The 17,235-nt window shown below is 63.6% G+C and carries 15 protein-coding genes; 13 read left to right on the forward strand and 2 right to left on the reverse strand.

The features are described from left to right. Window positions 1–180 precede the first annotated feature (180 nt). Window positions 181–909, reverse strand: a complete 729-nt coding sequence (ubiG, locus tag ACSBM8_RS16075) for a bifunctional 2-polyprenyl-6-hydroxyphenol methylase/3-demethylubiquinol 3-O-methyltransferase UbiG (RefSeq protein ID WP_442679002.1) — start codon at window positions 907–909, stop codon at window positions 181–183. A 211-nt stretch (window positions 910–1,120) separates the two neighbouring features. Here ubiG and ACSBM8_RS16080 point away from each other — a divergent pair, with 211 nt between their 5' ends. The 8 genes from ACSBM8_RS16080 to ftsH all read left to right on the forward strand — a co-directional run bounded on the left by ACSBM8_RS16080 (window position 1,121) and on the right by ftsH (window position 11,552). Continuing rightward, on the forward strand, window positions 1,121–2,380 hold the full coding sequence (locus ACSBM8_RS16080) for an aspartate kinase (protein ID WP_442679003.1): 1,260 nt from the start codon (window positions 1,121–1,123) through the stop codon (window positions 2,378–2,380). A gap of 28 nt (window positions 2,381–2,408) precedes the next feature. After that, window positions 2,409–2,903 carry a nuclear transport factor 2 family protein gene (locus ACSBM8_RS16085; RefSeq protein WP_442679004.1) on the forward strand — a complete coding sequence of 165 codons (495 nt, stop codon included), beginning with the start codon at window positions 2,409–2,411 and terminating at the stop codon, window positions 2,901–2,903. Between the two features lie 187 nt (window positions 2,904–3,090). Further along, window positions 3,091–4,071 (forward strand): NAD(P)H-dependent flavin oxidoreductase, encoded by a 981-nt coding sequence (locus tag ACSBM8_RS16090; RefSeq protein ID WP_442681621.1) that lies wholly within the window; start codon window positions 3,091–3,093, stop codon window positions 4,069–4,071. Window positions 4,072–4,191: 120 nt separating this feature from the next. Then, window positions 4,192–6,474, forward strand: a complete 2,283-nt coding sequence (gene ptsP / locus ACSBM8_RS16095; RefSeq protein ID WP_442679005.1) for a phosphoenolpyruvate--protein phosphotransferase — start codon at window positions 4,192–4,194, stop codon at window positions 6,472–6,474. Window positions 6,475–6,555: 81 nt separating this feature from the next. Beyond that, window positions 6,556–7,413 carry a helix-turn-helix domain-containing protein gene (locus ACSBM8_RS16100; protein ID WP_442679006.1) on the forward strand — a complete coding sequence of 286 codons (858 nt, stop codon included), beginning with the start codon at window positions 6,556–6,558 and terminating at the stop codon, window positions 7,411–7,413. Window positions 7,414–7,483: 70 nt separating this feature from the next. Beyond that, entirely contained in the window at window positions 7,484–8,470 is a 987-nt protein-coding gene (locus ACSBM8_RS16105) for a tetratricopeptide repeat protein (RefSeq protein ID WP_442679007.1), read from the forward strand. A 4-nt stretch (window positions 8,471–8,474) separates the two neighbouring features. Next, entirely contained in the window at window positions 8,475–9,536 is a 1,062-nt protein-coding gene (gene tilS / locus ACSBM8_RS16110) for a tRNA lysidine(34) synthetase TilS (protein ID WP_442679008.1), read from the forward strand. A gap of 69 nt (window positions 9,537–9,605) precedes the next feature. Next, window positions 9,606–11,552, forward strand: coding sequence for an ATP-dependent zinc metalloprotease FtsH (gene ftsH, locus ACSBM8_RS16115; RefSeq protein ID WP_442679009.1), 1,947 nt, complete (start codon window positions 9,606–9,608; stop codon window positions 11,550–11,552). A 101-nt stretch (window positions 11,553–11,653) separates the two neighbouring features. Here the strand turns inward: ftsH and ACSBM8_RS16120 are convergent, their stop codons facing one another. Further along, window positions 11,654–12,697 carry a YeiH family protein gene (locus ACSBM8_RS16120; protein ID WP_442679010.1) on the reverse strand — a complete coding sequence of 348 codons (1,044 nt, stop codon included), beginning with the start codon at window positions 12,695–12,697 and terminating at the stop codon, window positions 11,654–11,656. A 40-nt stretch (window positions 12,698–12,737) separates the two neighbouring features. Here ACSBM8_RS16120 and ACSBM8_RS16125 point away from each other — a divergent pair, with 40 nt between their 5' ends. The 5 genes from ACSBM8_RS16125 (at window position 12,738) to ACSBM8_RS16145 (ending at window position 17,158) form a co-directional block, all read left to right on the forward strand. Continuing rightward, window positions 12,738–14,147, forward strand: coding sequence for an MFS transporter (locus tag ACSBM8_RS16125; RefSeq protein ID WP_442679011.1), 1,410 nt, complete (start codon window positions 12,738–12,740; stop codon window positions 14,145–14,147). 95 nt (window positions 14,148–14,242) lie between these two features. Continuing rightward, a complete protein-coding gene (locus ACSBM8_RS16130; protein ID WP_442679012.1) occupies window positions 14,243–14,899 on the forward strand; it encodes an energy transducer TonB in 657 nt (218 codons plus the stop codon). 225 nt (window positions 14,900–15,124) lie between these two features. Continuing rightward, on the forward strand, window positions 15,125–15,577 hold the full coding sequence (locus ACSBM8_RS16135; RefSeq protein WP_442679013.1) for a DcrB-related protein: 453 nt from the start codon (window positions 15,125–15,127) through the stop codon (window positions 15,575–15,577). Continuing rightward, on the forward strand, window positions 15,577–16,740 hold the full coding sequence (locus tag ACSBM8_RS16140) for a PAAR domain-containing protein (RefSeq protein WP_442679014.1): 1,164 nt from the start codon (window positions 15,577–15,579) through the stop codon (window positions 16,738–16,740). Before ACSBM8_RS16135 ends, ACSBM8_RS16140 begins: the two co-directional genes overlap by 1 nt. 1 nt (window position 16,741) lies before the next feature. Then, entirely contained in the window at window positions 16,742–17,158 is a 417-nt protein-coding gene (locus tag ACSBM8_RS16145; protein WP_442679015.1) for a hypothetical protein, read from the forward strand. Window positions 17,159–17,235: the final 77 nt, after the last annotated feature.

Raw genomic sequence — 17,235 nt, forward strand, 5'->3', positions numbered from 1 at the left:
TCACGCTCTCAAGCCGAGAGCGGCGGTCTGCCCGCTACGACCGCCAGGAGTTTGATCCGTCCTGCGGAAGCTGCAACCAATGTGGCGCAATCGCCGCCGCTTATGCTGGCTGGCGGCGGCTGTTCCGATGAAGCGCGTCCTGACAGCGTCTTCAACCGCCAGCGGAGAAGCAGTTCGGCCTTACCGACGCCGCGCCGTCAGCAGATAATTCAAGGTCAGGGTTGGCGACAGCACGAAGCCCGTGCGTGGATCGAATGAAAGACCGGTCGTATCGATCACCTGGAAGCCGGGCTTGTCCAAAAGCGTCGTCAACTCGTCGGGCGTCAGGAATTTGTCATGATCGTGCGTTCCGCGTGGGACCATGCCGAACCCTTCGCCGATCGTGATCAGCGCAAGCCGGGACAGCGGCGTACGATTGGGAGTCGATAGGATCAGCACGCCATCGTCCGCCAGCGCATTTGCCAATGCAGTGATAAAGCCTGCGGGATCGGCGACATGCTCGATCACTTCCATCGATACGACCAGATCGAACCGCTCGCCTGAAAGTTGCTCGACCTCTCCGCTGCGATAATCGATCTCCAGGCCCTGCTCCGCCGCATGCGCCCGGGCGACCACGATATTTTCGGGTGCCGCATCGATACCCGTAACCTCGGCACCCAATCGCGCGAGGGGTTCGGACAGCAATCCCGCCCCGCAGCCGACGTCCAGCACCCGCTTGCCGGCCAGCGGACGGCGCGTACGCGGATCGAGATCCCAGGCCTGGTTCAGCCGGGCGCGAATATAGCTGAGGCGCACCGGATTCAGCCGGTGCAGCATGGCGGATGAGCCTTTTGGATCCCACCATTCCGCGGCAAGCTTCCCGAAATGGGCGGCTTCCAGCGGATCGATCGTAGCGACGGGGTTGCTCATCGCGATGCCGTATCAGACCGAAGCATGGGGACAAAAGGCAATTGTCGGGGCGCCCGCAGTCCGTACAGCAGAATGGGCAGTCGTGCCATGCTCAGCTTGAGATTGGATGCGAACCAAGCGCTCCGCTTGCTTTAACGAAATTGCGCGGCTAGCAGGCGCGCCGAGCGCGAATCCGCGTTTTCCCGCAATTTAATTACGAGAAACCCGTTTCATGGCACGTATTGTGATGAAGTTCGGCGGCACGTCGATGGCGGGCATCGAACGAATCCGCAATGTGGCGGCACGCGTGAAGCATGAGGTCGAGCAGGGCAATGAGGTTGCCGTTGTCGTTTCCGCCATGGCGGGCGAAACGGATCGTCTGGTCAATTTCTGCCGGGAAGCCAGCCCGCTTTACGATCCGCGCGAATATGATGTGGTCGTTGCGTCGGGGGAGCAGGTGACAAGCGGCCTGCTGGCGATCACGCTGCAGGCAATGGGCGTGAAGGCACGATCCTGGCTTGGCTGGCAATTGCCGATCGCCACGTCAGCCGCCCATGCCTCAGCCCGGATCGCGACGATCGACAGCGACAAGATCGGACAGGCCATGTCCGGTGGCGAAGTGGCGGTCATCCCTGGTTTCCAGGGCGTGACGGAAGACGGCCGCGTGTCCACCTTGGGCCGTGGCGGATCGGACACCTCGGCCGTGGCGGTCGCGGCGGCGATGAAGGCGGACCGCTGCGACATCTACACCGATGTCGACGGTGTCTATACGACCGATCCGCGGATCGTGCCCAAGGCGCGCAAACTGAAATATGTGACCTATGAGGAGATGCTGGAACTCGCCTCGGTCGGCGCGAAGGTGCTGCAGACCCGGTCGGTCGGCCTCGCGATGAAGGAAAAGGTCCGCGTTCAGGTATTGTCGTCGTTCGATTCACCCGGCGACGATCCCACCCCCGGCACGATGATCGTGGACGAAAACGAAATCGAAGGACAGAAGATGGAACGCCAGCTCATCACCGGCATCGCGCACGACAAGAATGAAGCCAAGGTCACGCTGACCGCGGTCCCGGATCGGCCTGGCGCCGTCGCGGCCATCTTCACACCGCTGGCCGACGCCAACATCAATGTCGACATGATCGTCCAGAATGTGGCGCACGAGACCGCGTCGACCGACGTCACCTTCACGGTGCCCGCCGCCGAATTGGCCCGTGCCACCGACGTGTTGGAGAAAGCGCGCGAGGTCATCGGCTTCAAGGATCTCGTACGCGACAGCACGGTCGCCAAAATCTCGGTGGTCGGCGTCGGTATGCGCAGCCACGCCGGCGTCGCGGCACAGATGTTCAAGGCACTGGCCGATCGCGGCATCAACGTGCTTGCCATCACCACGAGCGAGATCAAGGTTTCGGTGCTGATCCACGAGGATTATACCGAACTGGCCGTACGTGTGCTGCACACCGCTTATGGGCTGGATGCGGAGGATGACGCGGCCTGAGCCGATCTCGGCTGGGAAAGGAATGCCCATGCGGACGCCGATTTCCTCCCTGCTCGCCTTGGCGCTTGTGCTCCTCGCCGCGGGCCAGACCTCTGCGCAGGAGCCGGTAACACCAGCCGCCAATGCTGAGGCGCTGTTCCACAGCCCGGACCCCAAGCTGGAGATCAACAAGCAGGCGGCCTATCACATCGTGAAGGACCTGCTGGAGGCGGGGCATTGGGAGCTGGCGGATCGCTATCTGACCGAGCGCTATATTCAGCATAATCCGCTCGCCAAATCGGGGCGCGCGGGTGTCGTGGACTTCTTCACCAAGACGTTGAAGGTGACCGCCAAACCGATCCCGGCCCGGATGGCAACGCCCATCGTTTCGGTCGTGGCCGAGGGCGATCTGGTGATCGTGGCCTATCCCCGGGTGATGAACGCCGCCGACACCACCAAGCGGTATACGACCACTTGGTTCGACATGTGGCGGTTCGTTGACGGAAAAGCCGACGAGCATTGGGATAGCGCCACGCGGCCCTGACGGCCGGGTCATGCCACTACAATCGCAACCAGCAACCGAAGCCCGCAATGCCTCGCCGCTTGCGGGCGCGCGCCGCGCAGGGCACAGCGCTGCCATGACCGACATGGCCCAGACACTGGATAGCCCCTCCCCCGTATCGCCCGCCACCGCGGCGGCCGGCGCTTCGCATCGCCGCACCGACGCGCTGATGCGCCGCGGCGCCGAATTTCTCGGTACCGAACATGCTATCATGGCTGGCGCCATGTCGTGGGTCAGCGAACGCCACCTCGTCTCCGCCATTTCCAATGCGGGCGGCTTCGGGGTGATCGCCTGCGGCGCGATGACGCCCGAACTTCTGGATGCGGAAATCGCCGCGACGCAGGCGATGACGGACAAGCCGTTCGGCGTGAACCTGATCACGATGCACCCGGCATTGTCCGAACTGATCGACGTCTGCTCCCGCCACAAGGTCGGGCATGTCGTGCTGGCGGGAGGATTGCCGCCCACCGGTTCGATCGATCGGATCAAGGGGTCGGGCGCCAAGCTTTTATGCTTTGCCCCCGCATTGGCGCTCGCAAAGAAGCTGATCCGCTCCGGTGTCGACGCCCTGGTGATCGAAGGGATGGAGGCGGGCGGCCATATCGGCCCCGTCTCCACCAGCGTCCTCGCACAGGAGATGTTGCCGACCATTGCCGAGCAGGTGCCGGTCTTTATCGCCGGCGGTATCGGACGGGGCGAGGCGATTGCCGGCTATCTTGAAATGGGTGCGGCCGGCGTTCAGCTCGGCACGCGCTTCGTGTGCGCGAACGAGTGCATCGCCCACCCCAACTTCAAGAAGGCCTTCATCCGCGCTTCGGCCCGGGATGCGACCGCCAGCGTGCAGATCGATCCGCGCCTACCCGTCATCCCCGTCCGCGCCCTGAAGAATGCCGGGGGTGAATCCTTCACCGCCAAGCAGCGCGAAGTGGCCAAGCTGCTGGACGAGGGCAAGGTCGAGATGGCGGAAGCCCAGTTACAGATCGAACATTATTGGGCAGGCGCGCTGCGCCGTGCGGTGATCGACGGGGATGTCGAACATGGGTCCGTCATGGCGGGACAATCGGTCGGCATGGTCACCCGGGAAGAGCCGGTGACCGACATCATCGCGACCCTGCTGGATGAGGCGGAGGCCGCCCTGGCGCGGCGATAGCGGCCGGCGACTTCGCACCATTTTGAAAATGCACGCTGTTTAGACAAAGCGTAGCGAAAGCACCGATACGGCGCACGCCATATTGGACCTCGTCCTGTGATCTGGTAGCCACGCTTTTCAATGGGCACCCCTTCCCCCACTTCCGCAGCGCGCGAGATACTGACGCGGCTGCATGACGTCATGGCATCGCGCGGTCAGGCGCAGGCAAAGCTCGACCAGGTCGTCGATATCATCGCCAAGGCGTTGAACAGCGAAGTCTGCTCGATTTACCTCCTGCGGGAAGGCGAGCTGGAGCTGTTCGCGACCCGCGGCCTCAACAAGGCGGCGGTGCACGTCACCAAGCTGGCATTGGGAGAGGGCCTCGTCGGCACCATTGCCGAGCATAATGAGACGCTCAACCTGGCCGAAGCCACTAGCCACCCGGACTTCGCCTACAAGCCCGAGACGGGCGAAGAATTATATCACAGCTTTGCCGGTGTCCCGATCGTCCGGGCCGAGCGGGCGGTGGGCGTCCTTTCGGTCCAGCATGAATCGGCGCGACGCTATGACGATGTCGAGATCGAGGCCTTGCAGACGGTCGCCATGGTCCTGGCCGAGCTGATTGCCGGGGCCGGCCTGATCGACGAAGCGACGGTGCGGGGCGCCGATACGCGCGATACCAGTGCGGCACGATTGACCGGCTTGCGGCTGGTCGATGGGATGGGCGCCGGTCTGGCCGTGTTCCATCAGCCACGCGTGGTGGTGGAACATACGGTTGCCGAAGATACCGAGGCCGAGCGTCACCGCGTCTATTCCGCCTTCGACAAGATGCGCGATCAGATCGATCGCATGATGAGCCAGGCCGAATTCGGCGCAGGCGGTGAGCATCAGGACATTCTCGCGACCTACAAGATGTTCGCTTATGATGAAGGCTGGTCGCGCCGGATCAATGCCGCGATCGACAGCGGATTGACCGCCGAAGCCGCGATCGAGCGCGTTCAGCAACGTACGCGGATGCGCATGCGCGAGATTAACGATCCGCTGCTTGCCGACCGCATGCATGACCTGGAGGATCTCTCCAATCGGCTTCTCCGGATCGTCTCCGGTCAGCTCGGTACGGCGGCACAGAGCGGCCTGCGTCAGGATTCGATCCTGATCGCGCGCAACCTCGGTCCGGCCGAGTTGCTGGAATATGACCGTCGCCGCCTCAAGGGCGTGATCCTTCAGGAAGGGTCGCTGACCAGCCATGTCGTGATCGTCGCACGCGCCATGGGGGTGCCGGTGATCGGCCGGGTCCGCGACGCACGCCGCGCGATCGGCGAAGGCGACATGGTGCTGCTCGACGCCATCCAGGGCACCGTATCCGTGCGCCCATCGGCGGCGATGGAAGAGGCGTTCGATACCAAGCTGGTGCTAGGGCAGAAGCGGCGTGCCGAATTTGCGGCCATGCGCGATCTGCCGCCGGTCACGACCGACGGCACGCGTATCACGCTGATGGTCAATGCGGGTCTGCGGGACGATGTCGCCGCGCTCGACACGACCGGCGCCGACGGCATCGGCTTGTTCCGCACCGAATTCGAGTTTCTCGTCTCGGCCGAACTGCCCAAGCGCGAACGTCAGCAGCGCCTGTATCGCGACGTGATCGAAGCCGCGGGCGATAAGCCCGTCATCTTCCGCACGGTCGATGTCGGCGGCGACAAGGTCCTGCCGTACATGAATTCAGATGCGGATAGCGCCGACGAGGAAAATCCGGCGATGGGCTGGCGCGCGCTTCGCCTGGCGCTGGAACGCGACGCGCTGATGAAGGCGCAGGCCGGCGCTTTGATCGCGGCCGCCGCCGGCAAGACGCTGAACGTGATGTTCCCGATGGTCTCGGAGCCGTGGGAATTCGATGAGGCGCATGCATTGTTCGAGAAGCAGCGCACCGCCGCGGCGGCCAAGGGCAAGCCGCTGCCGCTGGCGATCCGGTACGGCACCATGCTGGAAGTGCCCGCCCTCGCCGAAGTGCTGGATATGCTGCTCCCGCGACTCGATTTCCTGTCGATCGGGACGAACGACCTGACGCAGTTTCTGTTTGCCGCGGACCGCGCCCACCCAAAACTGGCGGAACGCTATGACTGGCTCTCGCCCGCCATCCTGCGTTTCATCGCGCGCGTGGTCGAGCAATGTAACGCCGCACAGGTACCGGTGGGCATCTGCGGCGAAATGGGCGGCAAGCCGCTGGAGGCGATGGCCCTGATTGGCATCGGTATCGAGCGGCTTTCGATTACGCCTGCCGCAATCGGCCCGGTGAAGGCGATGGTCCGATCGCTCGACCTTCCGGCTCTGCGTACCGCAATGACAGAACTGCTCGCCGCACCCCGACGCGACACACGCGGCGCGCTGCAGCAGTGGGCTAAGGCCAATGGGGTACGAATTAGCTAAAACGCGTTGCAAAATGGGCATTTGCCGCCACTATGCGACGAATATACGAGAGTATTTCGTCCGCCAGCCGGGGGAGATTGGGTGAACGGCGAAGACGAAATTTCCGCAAATGGGCCCGTGCCGCCGGTCGGTGAGCAACTGCGTATCGCGCGGGAGGCTCAGGGCCTGAGCGTCGAGGAGATGGCGGCGGCCACCAGTATTCCGCTGCGGCATTTACGCACGATCGAGGCTTGCCAATATGAAGGACTGCCTGCCGCGACGTACAGCGTCGGCTTCATCAAAACCCTTGCCCGGCGTTTGAACCTGGATGGCGCCGAGCTCGCCACGCAGTTCCGTGCGGAGATTGGCCGAACAGGGCCCGCACATATTCAAACTTTGCCGTATGAGCCGGCCGATCCACGGCGGACGCCCCCGGTCGGGCTCGCGATCTTGGCCCTGGTGGCGGCGATCATCGTGGCGCTTGGGTATCTTTACTGGCGCGGCAGCGCGGAACAGCCTTCGCAGATCGCGGCGGCCGCATCCGATGCGCCAGCGCCATCCGCGCAAAGTCCGGCGCCGGGACAATTGCCTATCCCTGCACCGACAGCGGCGACCCCTGCAGCAACCGACGGACCGGTGGTCATCAGCGCCACCCAAGATGTGTGGATCAAGGTCTCCGATGGCGACAAAACCCTGTTTCTGGGCGTGCAGCATCCCGGCGATCGCTTCCAGGTTCCGGCCGACGCCACAGCGCCCCTGTTGACGACGGGTCGCCCGGGCGCAACGTCGATCATGGTCGGCCAGACCGCGATCCCGCCAGTCGGGGATCCGGACAGAATGGCGAAGAATATATCGCTGAAGGCGCCCGATCTGCTGGCACGCATAGCGCCTGCCGGGACGACTCCACCGCCTGCCGGGCCCACGCCGACGCCGGTAGAAAATGCTGCGGGTCCGGTCTGACGATCGCAACCCGCTTCTCCTCAGCGCTGCCTGCGCTATGCTTGCAGGCACAGCCATTCCCGGAGCTTGCATGACCCGCCTTCGTATTGTTTTCGCCGCCCTGCTCGCGAGCGCCGCCGTGCCCGCCTTTGCCGCCGAGCCTTCATCGTCGCTCGATCAGCGCGTCGATCGGGTCGAACGACAGCTGAAGGCCGTGCAGCGCAAAGTCTTCCCAGGCGGCGACGCGGCATTCCAGCAACCCGAAATCGCGGCACCCGAGGTGCGTACGACGGTCGGCAACCCCGCCGGAACGCCGATCAACGAATTGACCGCCCGGCTTGATGCGCTGGAGCGCTCGGTGGCGCAGCTGACCGGGCAGGTGGAGCAAGACGAGCATCGGCTGGATTTGCTGTCGCAACAGTCCGCGCAGGACCGCCAGGAATTCAGCGTCCGCCTGAAAACGCTGGAGGCCGCCGCCGCGCCCGCGCCTGCTATTGGCGCTACACCGCCGGTGGCGGACGATGATAGCGCGCCTGTCGCACCGCCGAGAAGCGCCGGACCGGCCCGAGCCAAGCCCGATACGGCCCCCGATCGGACTCCCGCGAGCACGACCAAGCCGGCAAAGCCGGCCGCCGCGACGGCGGACGATACCGCCGATACCGCCAGCGCCAGCCCCTCGGCGAGCGCCGACCCGGCCGAAGATGCCTATATGGCGGGATATCGGCTGTGGACGCAGAAGAAGTATCCGCAAGCCGAAGCCATGCTGGCGGCGGTCGCCAAGAAATATCCCAAGCACAAACGCGCAAGCTACGCGCAAAATCTGCTGGGCCGCGCCTATCTCGACGATGGCCAGCCTGCCCGCGCCGCCGAGGCTTTCGCCGCCAATTACACCACCAATCCGCGCGGTGAACGGGCGCCCGACAGCCTCTATTTCCTGGGCCAGTCGCTGGTCGCGCTGAAAAAGCCGACCGATGCCTGCCGGGTCTATGCCGAGCTGACCTCCTCTTATGGCGACAAGATCGACGCCTCGTTGAAGGCCAAGGTTGCCACCGCACGCACCGAAGCCAAGTGTAAATGATAGGATGGACACCGCGCTCGACCCACTGATTGCGCGGTTCCAGGCGGATTATAGCCGGCTTGTCGGCGCCAATAGGCCGGCGGATCACCGGATTGCGCTGGCTGTTTCGGGTGGCTCGGACAGCATGGCGATGCTCGGTCTGGCCGCGGCGGCCTTCCCGGCCCGCGTAATCGCGGCCACGATCGATCACGGTTTGCGGCCTGAATCCGCGCAAGAAGCCGTCATGGTGGCGCGCGCATGCGCAAAAATGGGGGTGCCGCACGCCATTTTCGCGATCGAATCGCCGCCATCCGCCGGCGATAATGTCCAGTCCTGGGCGCGTCAGGAACGCTATTTGCGGCTGAAACGATGGGCGGTCGATGCGGATTCAGCCATATTGTGCACGGCGCATCATGCCGAAGATCAGGCCGAAACTTTCCTCATGCGTGCCGCCCGGGCGTCGGGCCTATCCGGCCTGGCAGCGGTACGCGCGCGGGTGGAAACCGATATCGGGACCGAAGCGACGCGGATTGAGCCGGATGCGGACGGGGCGATGGTCACCCTGACACGTCGCCCGCTGACATTGCTGCGCCCATTGCTGCGCTGGCGCCGCGCGGAGTTGCGGTCGGTGGCCGAGACGATGCGGCTCCCCTGGATCGATGACCCCAGCAACAGCGACCCGCGCTTCGATCGCGCGCGGTTCCGTGCCTGGTTGAGAGAAGCGCCCTGGATCGACCCCGTCCAGATCGGCAGAACCGCCGAAAATATGGCGGCGATCGATAGCGACCTTTTCGAGATCAGTCGGTGGCTTTGGCAGAGTCGCGCACTCGACGCGCCCGAACGCGAATCGCGCTTCGATGTCACGGGGCTACCGCGCGGCGTGAAACGCTACATTGCCCGACTCGCGATCGACGCCATCGTCCAAGAGAGCGATCGCGAGGCCGGCAGCTGGAGTTATTCCAGCAATATCGAGCCTTTACTGGACGCGCTGGAGACGGGTGGGTCGGCGACACAGTCTATCGTCGTCGCCTGGGCCAAGGGTAATATCTGGCATTTTCGGGAGGCGCCGCCTCGTCGATCGCACTGATCCACGCTGTTCCATTGCCATTAACCCGCGCATGCCTATTTTAGCTGCCTACGAAAGGCTGATCCGACCATGAAGGACGACAAGGAACCGCAGACCGGCAACCCGCTGGTGAAAAATCTGGCTGTATGGCTGGGTATATTGCTGGCGATCGTCCTGGTCGTGTCGCTGTTCGAGGGCAGCAGCAAGGGTGGCGCCGGCGAAAGCGTGGCCTATTCCGACTTTCTGAAGGCGGTCGACAACGGCACCGTCAAGGAAGCCGAAGTCGCAGACGGCGTCATTACCGGCAAATATACCAACGACACGGCCTTCAAAACCTATTCCATTCCCGACGCGACACTGACGCAGCGCCTGACGAACAAGGGCGTGACCGTCCGCGGCCGCCCGCAGGAGCAGGCCAGCCTTTGGCAATATATCCTCGTGCAGGCGATGCCGATCCTGATCCTGGTCAGCATCGGCTGGATCGTGATGCGCCAGATGCAGAAGAATGCGGGCTCGGGCGCGATGGGCTTCGGCAAGAGCCGAGCGAAGATGCTGACCGAGAAGCAGGGCCGCGTCACTTTTGACGATGTCGCCGGCATCGACGAAGCGCGCGAGGAGCTGCAGGAGATCGTGGATTTCCTGAAAGACCCGACCAAATTCGCGCGGCTCGGCGGCAAGATCCCCAAGGGCGCGCTGCTCGTGGGCTCCCCCGGCACCGGCAAGACCTTGCTCGCCCGCGCCATTGCGGGTGAGGCCAAGGTACCGTTCTTCACGATTTCGGGCTCCGACTTCGTCGAGATGTTCGTCGGCGTCGGCGCTAGCCGCGTGCGCGACATGTTCGAACAGGCCAAGAAGTCCGCGCCCTGCATCGTCTTCATCGACGAAATCGATGCGGTCGGCCGCCATCGCGGCGCGGGCCTCGGCAACGGTAATGACGAGCGCGAGCAGACGCTGAACCAGCTGCTGGTCGAGATGGATGGCTTCGAGGCGAATGAAGGCATCATCATCATCGCCGCGACCAACCGTCCCGACGTACTGGATCCGGCATTGCTGCGTCCGGGCCGCTTTGACCGTCAGGTGGTGGTGCCGCGTCCGGATATCGAAGGCCGCGAGAAGATCCTCGCCGTCCACATGAAGAAGCTGCCGCTCGCCCCCGATGTCGAGCCGCGCACGATCGCGCGCGGCACGCCCGGTTTCTCCGGCGCCGATCTCGCCAACCTTGCCAACGAGGCGGCCTTGCTCGCTGCGCGCAAGGGCAAGCGCCTGATCGCGATGAAGGAGTTCGAGGAAGCCAAGGACAAGGTCATGATGGGCGCCGAGCGCAAATCCATGGTCATGACCGAGGATGAGAAGCGCGCAACCGCCTATCACGAAGCGGGCCATGCGTTGGTCTCGCTGCATGTTCCAGGCTGCGATCCGCTGCACAAGGTGACGATCATCCCGCGCGGCCGCGCGCTGGGCGTGACCTGGAACCTGCCCGAGCGTGACCGTTATTCGATGACGATGAAGCAGATGAAGGCGCGGCTCGCGCTCTGCTTCGGCGGCCGCATTGCGGAACAGCTTATCTATGGTGCCGACGAGCTCAATACCGGGGCGTCCAACGATATCCAGCAGGCAACCGACATGGCCCGCTCGATGGTGATGGAATATGGCATGAGCGAGAAGCTCGGCTGGCTGCGCTATCGCGACAATCAGGATGAAGTGTTCCTCGGCCATTCGGTGTCGCGCAGCCAGACCGTGTCGGAAGATACGGCACGGATGATCGACCAGGAAGTGCGCCGGATCGTCGAGGAGGGCGAAGCAACCGCCCGCCAGGTTCTGACGGATCACTTGGACGAGCTCCATCATCTGGCGGCAGCCTTGCTGGAGTTCGAAACGCTGAATGGCGAAGAAGCCAAGCGCGCGATCAAGGGCGAGGAAATCGGCCGCGAGGATAATAACAAGCGGCAGCCCCGGGCGCTCTCGGCGGGCGCCTCCGCAATCCCCAAGAGCCGTCGGCCCGGCGGCTGGGGCGATCCCCGCCCCGCCAACGCCTAAGCCTGGCCTAAGGCTGACAAGATCAAGGGCGGCCCCCACGGGCCGCCCTTTTTTTGCCTTACGTCCGCGCGTGACTTGAAGGCTGGAGGCCAGCGCCGCCCCTATAGGAGGGTGGCCGCAACGGCGCAGGCAAGCCCGAGTGCCAGAGCGCTGGCGACCAGGATGATCAGCAACGGCTTCGGCCCGCTCTTCAGCAAGGTCTGCATCGGGGAGCGGATGCCCGTCGCGGTGACGGCGCACACCAGTAGCGCGGTCGCCAGGCTGGTCGCGCCGCGCCCCACGGAGGCGGGCACGATGCCGGTCGAATTCAGGGCGGCGAGCAGAAAGAAGCCGACCACGAACCAGGGGATGCGGAACGCACTGGGACCCTTCCCGCCTTGTTGCGGGAAGACATAGCCGGTCATCGCAAGCGCGGGCGCGAGCAAAGCCACGCGCGTCAGCTTGACGATCGTCGCATTCTCTCCGGCTGCCGGAGAAAAGGCGTAACCGGCACCCAGGGACTGGGCGACGTCATGGATCGCGGCGCCAAGGACGAAACCCGCCTGCCGATCGTCGAAGCCCAGCAGATGACACAGGATCGGATAGGCGACCATCGCCACTGCGCTCATTGCCGAAATGCCCACCAGCACGAGCGCCAGCTGCGCCTGACTGATCCGTCGCTCGCCAAGGACCGTCGCCAGCGCCATCGCGGCAGACGCGCCGCAAATCGCGACAGCGCCGCCCGCGAGCGCACCGAAGGCGGCCCCATGGCCCATGCGCCGCGCCAGGAGCATGCCAGCGCCCATCGTCGCCGCGACGATGACCACGATCGCCGCCAAGGCGGTCCAGCCAAGTCCCGCCACCTGCGCGAGCGTGATGCGGGCACCGACCAGCACGATGCCGATGCGCAGCAAGGTGCGGGACGCAAAAGCGAGGCCCGGCAGCAAGCGTGCATCCGCGCTCAGGAAGTTGAGGGCCAGCCCGACGAGCAGCGCCATCAGCGTCAGCGGCGCGCCATAATGTTCCGCCAGATAGGCCGACGCCAGCGACGCCAGTCCCGCCACGAACAAGCCGGGGAGGTAATCGACCCACCGGACCTTCGGCGCGGGTTCGATGTCTCCATAAAGATCGGCAGCGGCGGGCAAGGTGGCGCTGTAAAGGGGCATGGAGCATGCTAGCGCGGCTTGGCGGTGGGAGGGAAGACATATGGCGGCAACAGCGGCGGATAGTCGCCACGGATCACCGCCATTGCGGCATCCCAACTGGACGCTGGCGGCCACGATCCTCGCGTCCAGCCTCGCCTTCATCGACGGCTCGGTGGTCAATGTCGCCCTGCCCGCGATCGGCCACAGCCTGGGCGGCGACGCGGCCGGCCTGCAATGGACGATCAACGCCTATATGCTGCCCCTCTCCGCCCTGCTGCTCATGGGCGGTGCGGCGGGGGATCATTTCGGGCGGCGCCGGCTGCTGGTGGCCGGCATCACGCTCTTCACGCTCGCGTCGGTCGGTTGCGCGCTGGCTCGGGACCTCAGCTTGCTGCTCGCGGCACGCGCGGTGCAGGGGATCGGCGCGGCCATCCTGCTGCCCAACAGCCTGGCCATTCTGGGCAATGCCTTCACCGGCGAAGCCAAAGGCCGCGCGATCGGCACCTGGGCAGCCGTGGGCGCCATCGCCGGCGCCGTTGGCCCGGCGCTTGGCGGATGGCTGGTCGGCACGATCGGGTGGCGCCCGATCTTCCTGCTCAACATACCGGTCGCGGCCGCCGCGATCGGCATCGCGCTGCTGGCGGTACGGGAGAGCGGCGAAGGCAGGCAGCCGCTGGATTGGGCGGGCGCCGGCCTTGCGACGGCGGCCCTGTTCGCGCTGACCTGGGCGCTGACCTTATGGTCGAGCCAGCACGCGCTCTCGACGGGGGTCTGGATCGGCATCGCCGCCGGCATAGGCGCAATGGCGCTGTTCCTGTGGAACGAGCATCGGCGCGGCGACCGGGCAATGATGCCGCTCCACTTGTTCGGCTCGCGCGCCTTTGGCGGGCTCACCGTGCTGACCTTCCTGCTGTATGCGGCGCTGGGCGGCCTGATACTGCTCCTCCCTTATGTCCTGATCGTCGGCGGCGGTTACTCCCCGCTGCAAGCCGGCGCGGCGCTATTGCCCTTCTCGATCGGGATCGGCTTCGGATCCCGGCTGATGGGGCGGATTGCCGAACGCGTTGGCCCACGGCTTCCCTTGACGATCGGGCCGATCGTTGCCGGCATTGGCTTTGCGCTGCTGATCCGGGTGGAGCCGCAGGCAAGTTATTGGACCAGCGTCCTGCCCGGCATGGCCGTGCTGGCGCTGGGCCTTGCCGGAGCGGTGGCGCCGTTGACCACGGCGGTGCTTTCCTCCGTCGATGACGCGCACACGGGAACGGCGTCGGGCTTCAATAGCGCGATCGCCCGAACGGGCGGCTTGATCGCGACGGCGCTGGCCGGCGCCGTGATCGCGCAATCCGGCACGGGCCTGATCGCGGCCTTTCACGCGGCCGCCTTGATCGGCGCGGCGCTCGCCATTGCGGCGGGCGGCGTCGCTTTCCTGACGCTTCCCGCTGGGTTGAAGTCGCCCCATAATCATAGTTGACAAGTTCGTGCCGCAGGCAGAGCTTCTTACTTGGTGAGTGCCGCAAGACGGACACTGTAATCCGCCACGGTGCTCCCGCGTGAGAGGAATGCGCCATGTCCTATACGGATCAGACCAAGAGGAGCAGCCCAGCATCCATCGCCGCCGTCATCGGCGTCCATGTCGCCATCGCCTATGCACTTGTGACAGGCCTGGCGATGAAAGTAATTCGGGAGATCCCGATTGTAACGGTTGGCGAAATATTGCCGGAAGACCCGCCGCCACCGCCCCCGCACGATATCCCCGTTCAGAAGACGACGCGCACTCCGCAACCAACCACCCTTCCGCCGGTGCGCAATGAGGAGGTGGTGCGACCGCAGGAGACGATCGTCCAGACGGTGAGCACGGTCGACCTGGGCGCCGGCCCGACCAGCGGCCCTGTTGCCCTGCCGGTGGACCCGCCCAAGCCGAACCTCAGCCGCGGCGCCGTGCCGGGTGCTGACCGCCTGCGCTGGATCACGACAGAAGATTATCCCAGCGCCGCGCTGCGCCAGGGCATCAGCGGCACGGTGGTGATCGCCGCCACCATCGGCGCCGACGGCAAGGTGCAATCCTGCGCGGTGACGCAATCGAGCGGCAGCCAGATGCTGGATGACACGACCTGCCGCCTCTACGCCCGCCGCGCCCACTTCACGCCCGCGCTCGACGCGGACGGCAAGGCGGTAACCGCCCGCCGCACCGATCGCTTCCGCTGGCAGATACCGAACGAATGAAGACGACAGCGCCCGGGGTTTGCAGCCTCGGGCGTTGCCCATTCCGGATAGTCATGTGCCTCTATGCACCGCAAAGGCTATTAACAGCCGGATGGGAGCGGCTTAATTCTCTGACCACCTCATCCGAAATGGTTCAAGTAGGGCTGACAGCATTGCTACCATCTTGGCTGGGGCGCATTTTCTGCGAGGCTGTACCGGAATTTGCAGCCAAAGGATTGCGATACGATGCGGCACCAAACCAATGAGCTAAGCTTCGAGCGTCCCGAATGGCTGCTGGATCGGACCCACCACCTTTTTACAGTCGAACCGGAAGGCCCAAGCCCTTTCAGCGTGGTCGTATCCAAAACAGCTATTGAAGACGAAACATTGGATGAAATGCTGGATCGCATCATCGCTGATCTTGGTCGCGTACTTGAAGATTTCACGCTCACGTCGCGCCGCCCCGACAAGGTTGGCGGCGAAGATGCCGTGATATTACAGTTCGAATGGACGCAGGCGGGACAGCGATTGTTTCAGCGCCAAGCCGCGGTGATCCATGAGGGACCGACGGGACGCCTCCTTCACCAGCTTGCCGCTACCGCCACCAGCGAAGCCCGCCCCCGTCACGTGGCCGGGTTTAGCGACCTTCTGGCAACGCTGCAGTTTCGCGGCGCGGACGGCGACGGACGCGCCGACTGATGGCTGAAGCCGCCGCCCGCCTGCACGACCCAATCGAGCACACTCGGGCGCTTACCGGGCTGATTGCCGGCGCGATCATAGGCGGCGCCGTAGCAACCGTCGCCGTGGTTTTCGCGCCCGTTACGGTGCCCGTTCTGATCGGTGGCGCCATTATCGCCGGATCAACGGTGGGCGTTGCAGCTTTGGGAGAAACGCTCGGTAGCCTGTCTTGGGCAAAAATCATCGAAGGAGAGATCGCCCCTACCTGTTCAAGTAATGTCTTCATCAATGGGCAGCCTGCCGCTCGCGCACACGTTGATTTTGTCGATTGCCGCCGACATCCAGCGCATCCACCGATCGCGCAAGGCAGCTCCAGCGTTTTCATTAACGGCCTACCAGCAGCGAGAAAAGGCGACCGCGCCGGATGCGATGCTGTCATCGCCAGCGGCTCGCCCAACGTCTTCATTGGCGGCGACACGATTACGACGGATGAGATATCGCCCGAAGTCCCGGAATTCGTGCACACAACGATGCTGGTCGTCGGCGTAGCTAGCGCCGTAATTCTGTTTGGCCCCGAAGCCGCAGCGTTGGGATTGATTGGCGGGATCGTTGGTGGAACGTCGATGAACTATGTTGGCGGCAAGCTGTTTGGAGAGGGGTCAGATGGGCAGAAGCTTCTAGCGTTTGGCGGCGGTCTTGCTGGTGGATGGGCCGGCAGCAAGGGAGGAAGCTGGTTCGCACGAAATTACGAAGTCACCCCGACGGGCTTGGGAATGAACGGCGGGGGCATCCGAATCTCACGCCGGCCCGCAAAACCTATTGAGAACCCAATAAAGCAGAATGAAGTTACAACTTACCAAGATTTCAAAGACCGCTCAGTCATCGGTGATAAACTCGAGGGCCATGAGGTTTGGCAACATGCCAATCTGAATGAAAACGGCTTAGCAATTAGCCGCCATTCTAGCGACGCGTCCAAGAATAATCCCGTGATTGCTCTGGAGCATGATGCGCATGTCCAAGTTAACAAAGCGCAGTCAGCCTTAGACGCGCGAAATCAGACACCTCTTGAGAACATCGAGTCGAATGTTAAAATCTTGCGCGATTTAGAAGTGGCACCTCAAAACTCGATTGACAAAATACATCAGATGGCGATTGATCACGCCAAGAGTTTAGGATTTGATTGACATGGCCGATCTATTTGATGAAATAAATAGAATACCGAAAGACGACAATTTTCGCTACAAGCTTGACGAATTATGTGAAATCTGGTCGACCAGGGGTGTGGAATTAGATGGAGTAGAAGCGATACTTCATTTTATTGAATTAAATCCAGATCTTGACTTTGGCAGTCCCGGGCCACTTGTTCATTTCTCGGAGAAGTTCCACCATCATGGATACGAGGCGGCTTTATTGCGTTCGATTAATCGTCGTCCAACGCCCCTAACCGCATGGATGTTGAACCGCCTCATCAATGGAACAGCCGATGGCCCCGAGCGCGAAGCTTACGTAGCCGCGTTCGAGAAAGCAGCGGCGTCTCCGTCAACTGACGAGGAAACGCGAGAGGAAATCAATCACTACCTCTCCCTTATATTTGACCGCTAAGAGTGCCACTTCAGACGTGGGCACGGAAAGAAGGACGGTTTCAAACGACCTCGAGCGTCCAACGGACTTCACGGTGT

The sequence above is a fragment of the Sphingomonas sp. ASY06-1R genome, assembly GCF_052180265.1.
Classification (GTDB): Bacteria; Pseudomonadota; Alphaproteobacteria; order Sphingomonadales; family Sphingomonadaceae; genus Sphingomonas_I.

What these genes read in the sequence shown, in the direction of transcription:
- ubiG (WP_442679002.1), bottom strand. Translation starts at nt 909, where the DNA reads ATGAGCAACCCCGTCGCTACGATCGATCCGCTGGAAGCCGCCCATTTC.
- ACSBM8_RS16080 (WP_442679003.1), top strand. Translation starts at nt 1,121, where the DNA reads ATGGCACGTATTGTGATGAAGTTCGGCGGCACGTCGATGGCGGGCATC.
- ACSBM8_RS16085 (WP_442679004.1), top strand. Translation starts at nt 2,409, where the DNA reads ATGCGGACGCCGATTTCCTCCCTGCTCGCCTTGGCGCTTGTGCTCCTC.
- ACSBM8_RS16090 (WP_442681621.1), top strand. Translation starts at nt 3,091, where the DNA reads ATGCGCCGCGGCGCCGAATTTCTCGGTACCGAACATGCTATCATGGCT.
- ptsP (WP_442679005.1), top strand. Translation starts at nt 4,192, where the DNA reads ATGGGCACCCCTTCCCCCACTTCCGCAGCGCGCGAGATACTGACGCGG.
- ACSBM8_RS16105 (WP_442679007.1), top strand. Translation starts at nt 7,484, where the DNA reads ATGACCCGCCTTCGTATTGTTTTCGCCGCCCTGCTCGCGAGCGCCGCC.
- tilS (WP_442679008.1), top strand. Translation starts at nt 8,475, where the DNA reads ATGGACACCGCGCTCGACCCACTGATTGCGCGGTTCCAGGCGGATTAT.
- ftsH (WP_442679009.1), top strand. Translation starts at nt 9,606, where the DNA reads ATGAAGGACGACAAGGAACCGCAGACCGGCAACCCGCTGGTGAAAAAT.
- ACSBM8_RS16120 (WP_442679010.1), bottom strand. Translation starts at nt 12,697, where the DNA reads ATGCCCCTTTACAGCGCCACCTTGCCCGCCGCTGCCGATCTTTATGGA.
- ACSBM8_RS16125 (WP_442679011.1), top strand. Translation starts at nt 12,738, where the DNA reads ATGGCGGCAACAGCGGCGGATAGTCGCCACGGATCACCGCCATTGCGG.
- ACSBM8_RS16130 (WP_442679012.1), top strand. Translation starts at nt 14,243, where the DNA reads ATGTCCTATACGGATCAGACCAAGAGGAGCAGCCCAGCATCCATCGCC.
- ACSBM8_RS16135 (WP_442679013.1), top strand. Translation starts at nt 15,125, where the DNA reads ATGCGGCACCAAACCAATGAGCTAAGCTTCGAGCGTCCCGAATGGCTG.
- ACSBM8_RS16140 (WP_442679014.1), top strand. Translation starts at nt 15,577, where the DNA reads ATGGCTGAAGCCGCCGCCCGCCTGCACGACCCAATCGAGCACACTCGG.
- ACSBM8_RS16145 (WP_442679015.1), top strand. Translation starts at nt 16,742, where the DNA reads ATGGCCGATCTATTTGATGAAATAAATAGAATACCGAAAGACGACAAT.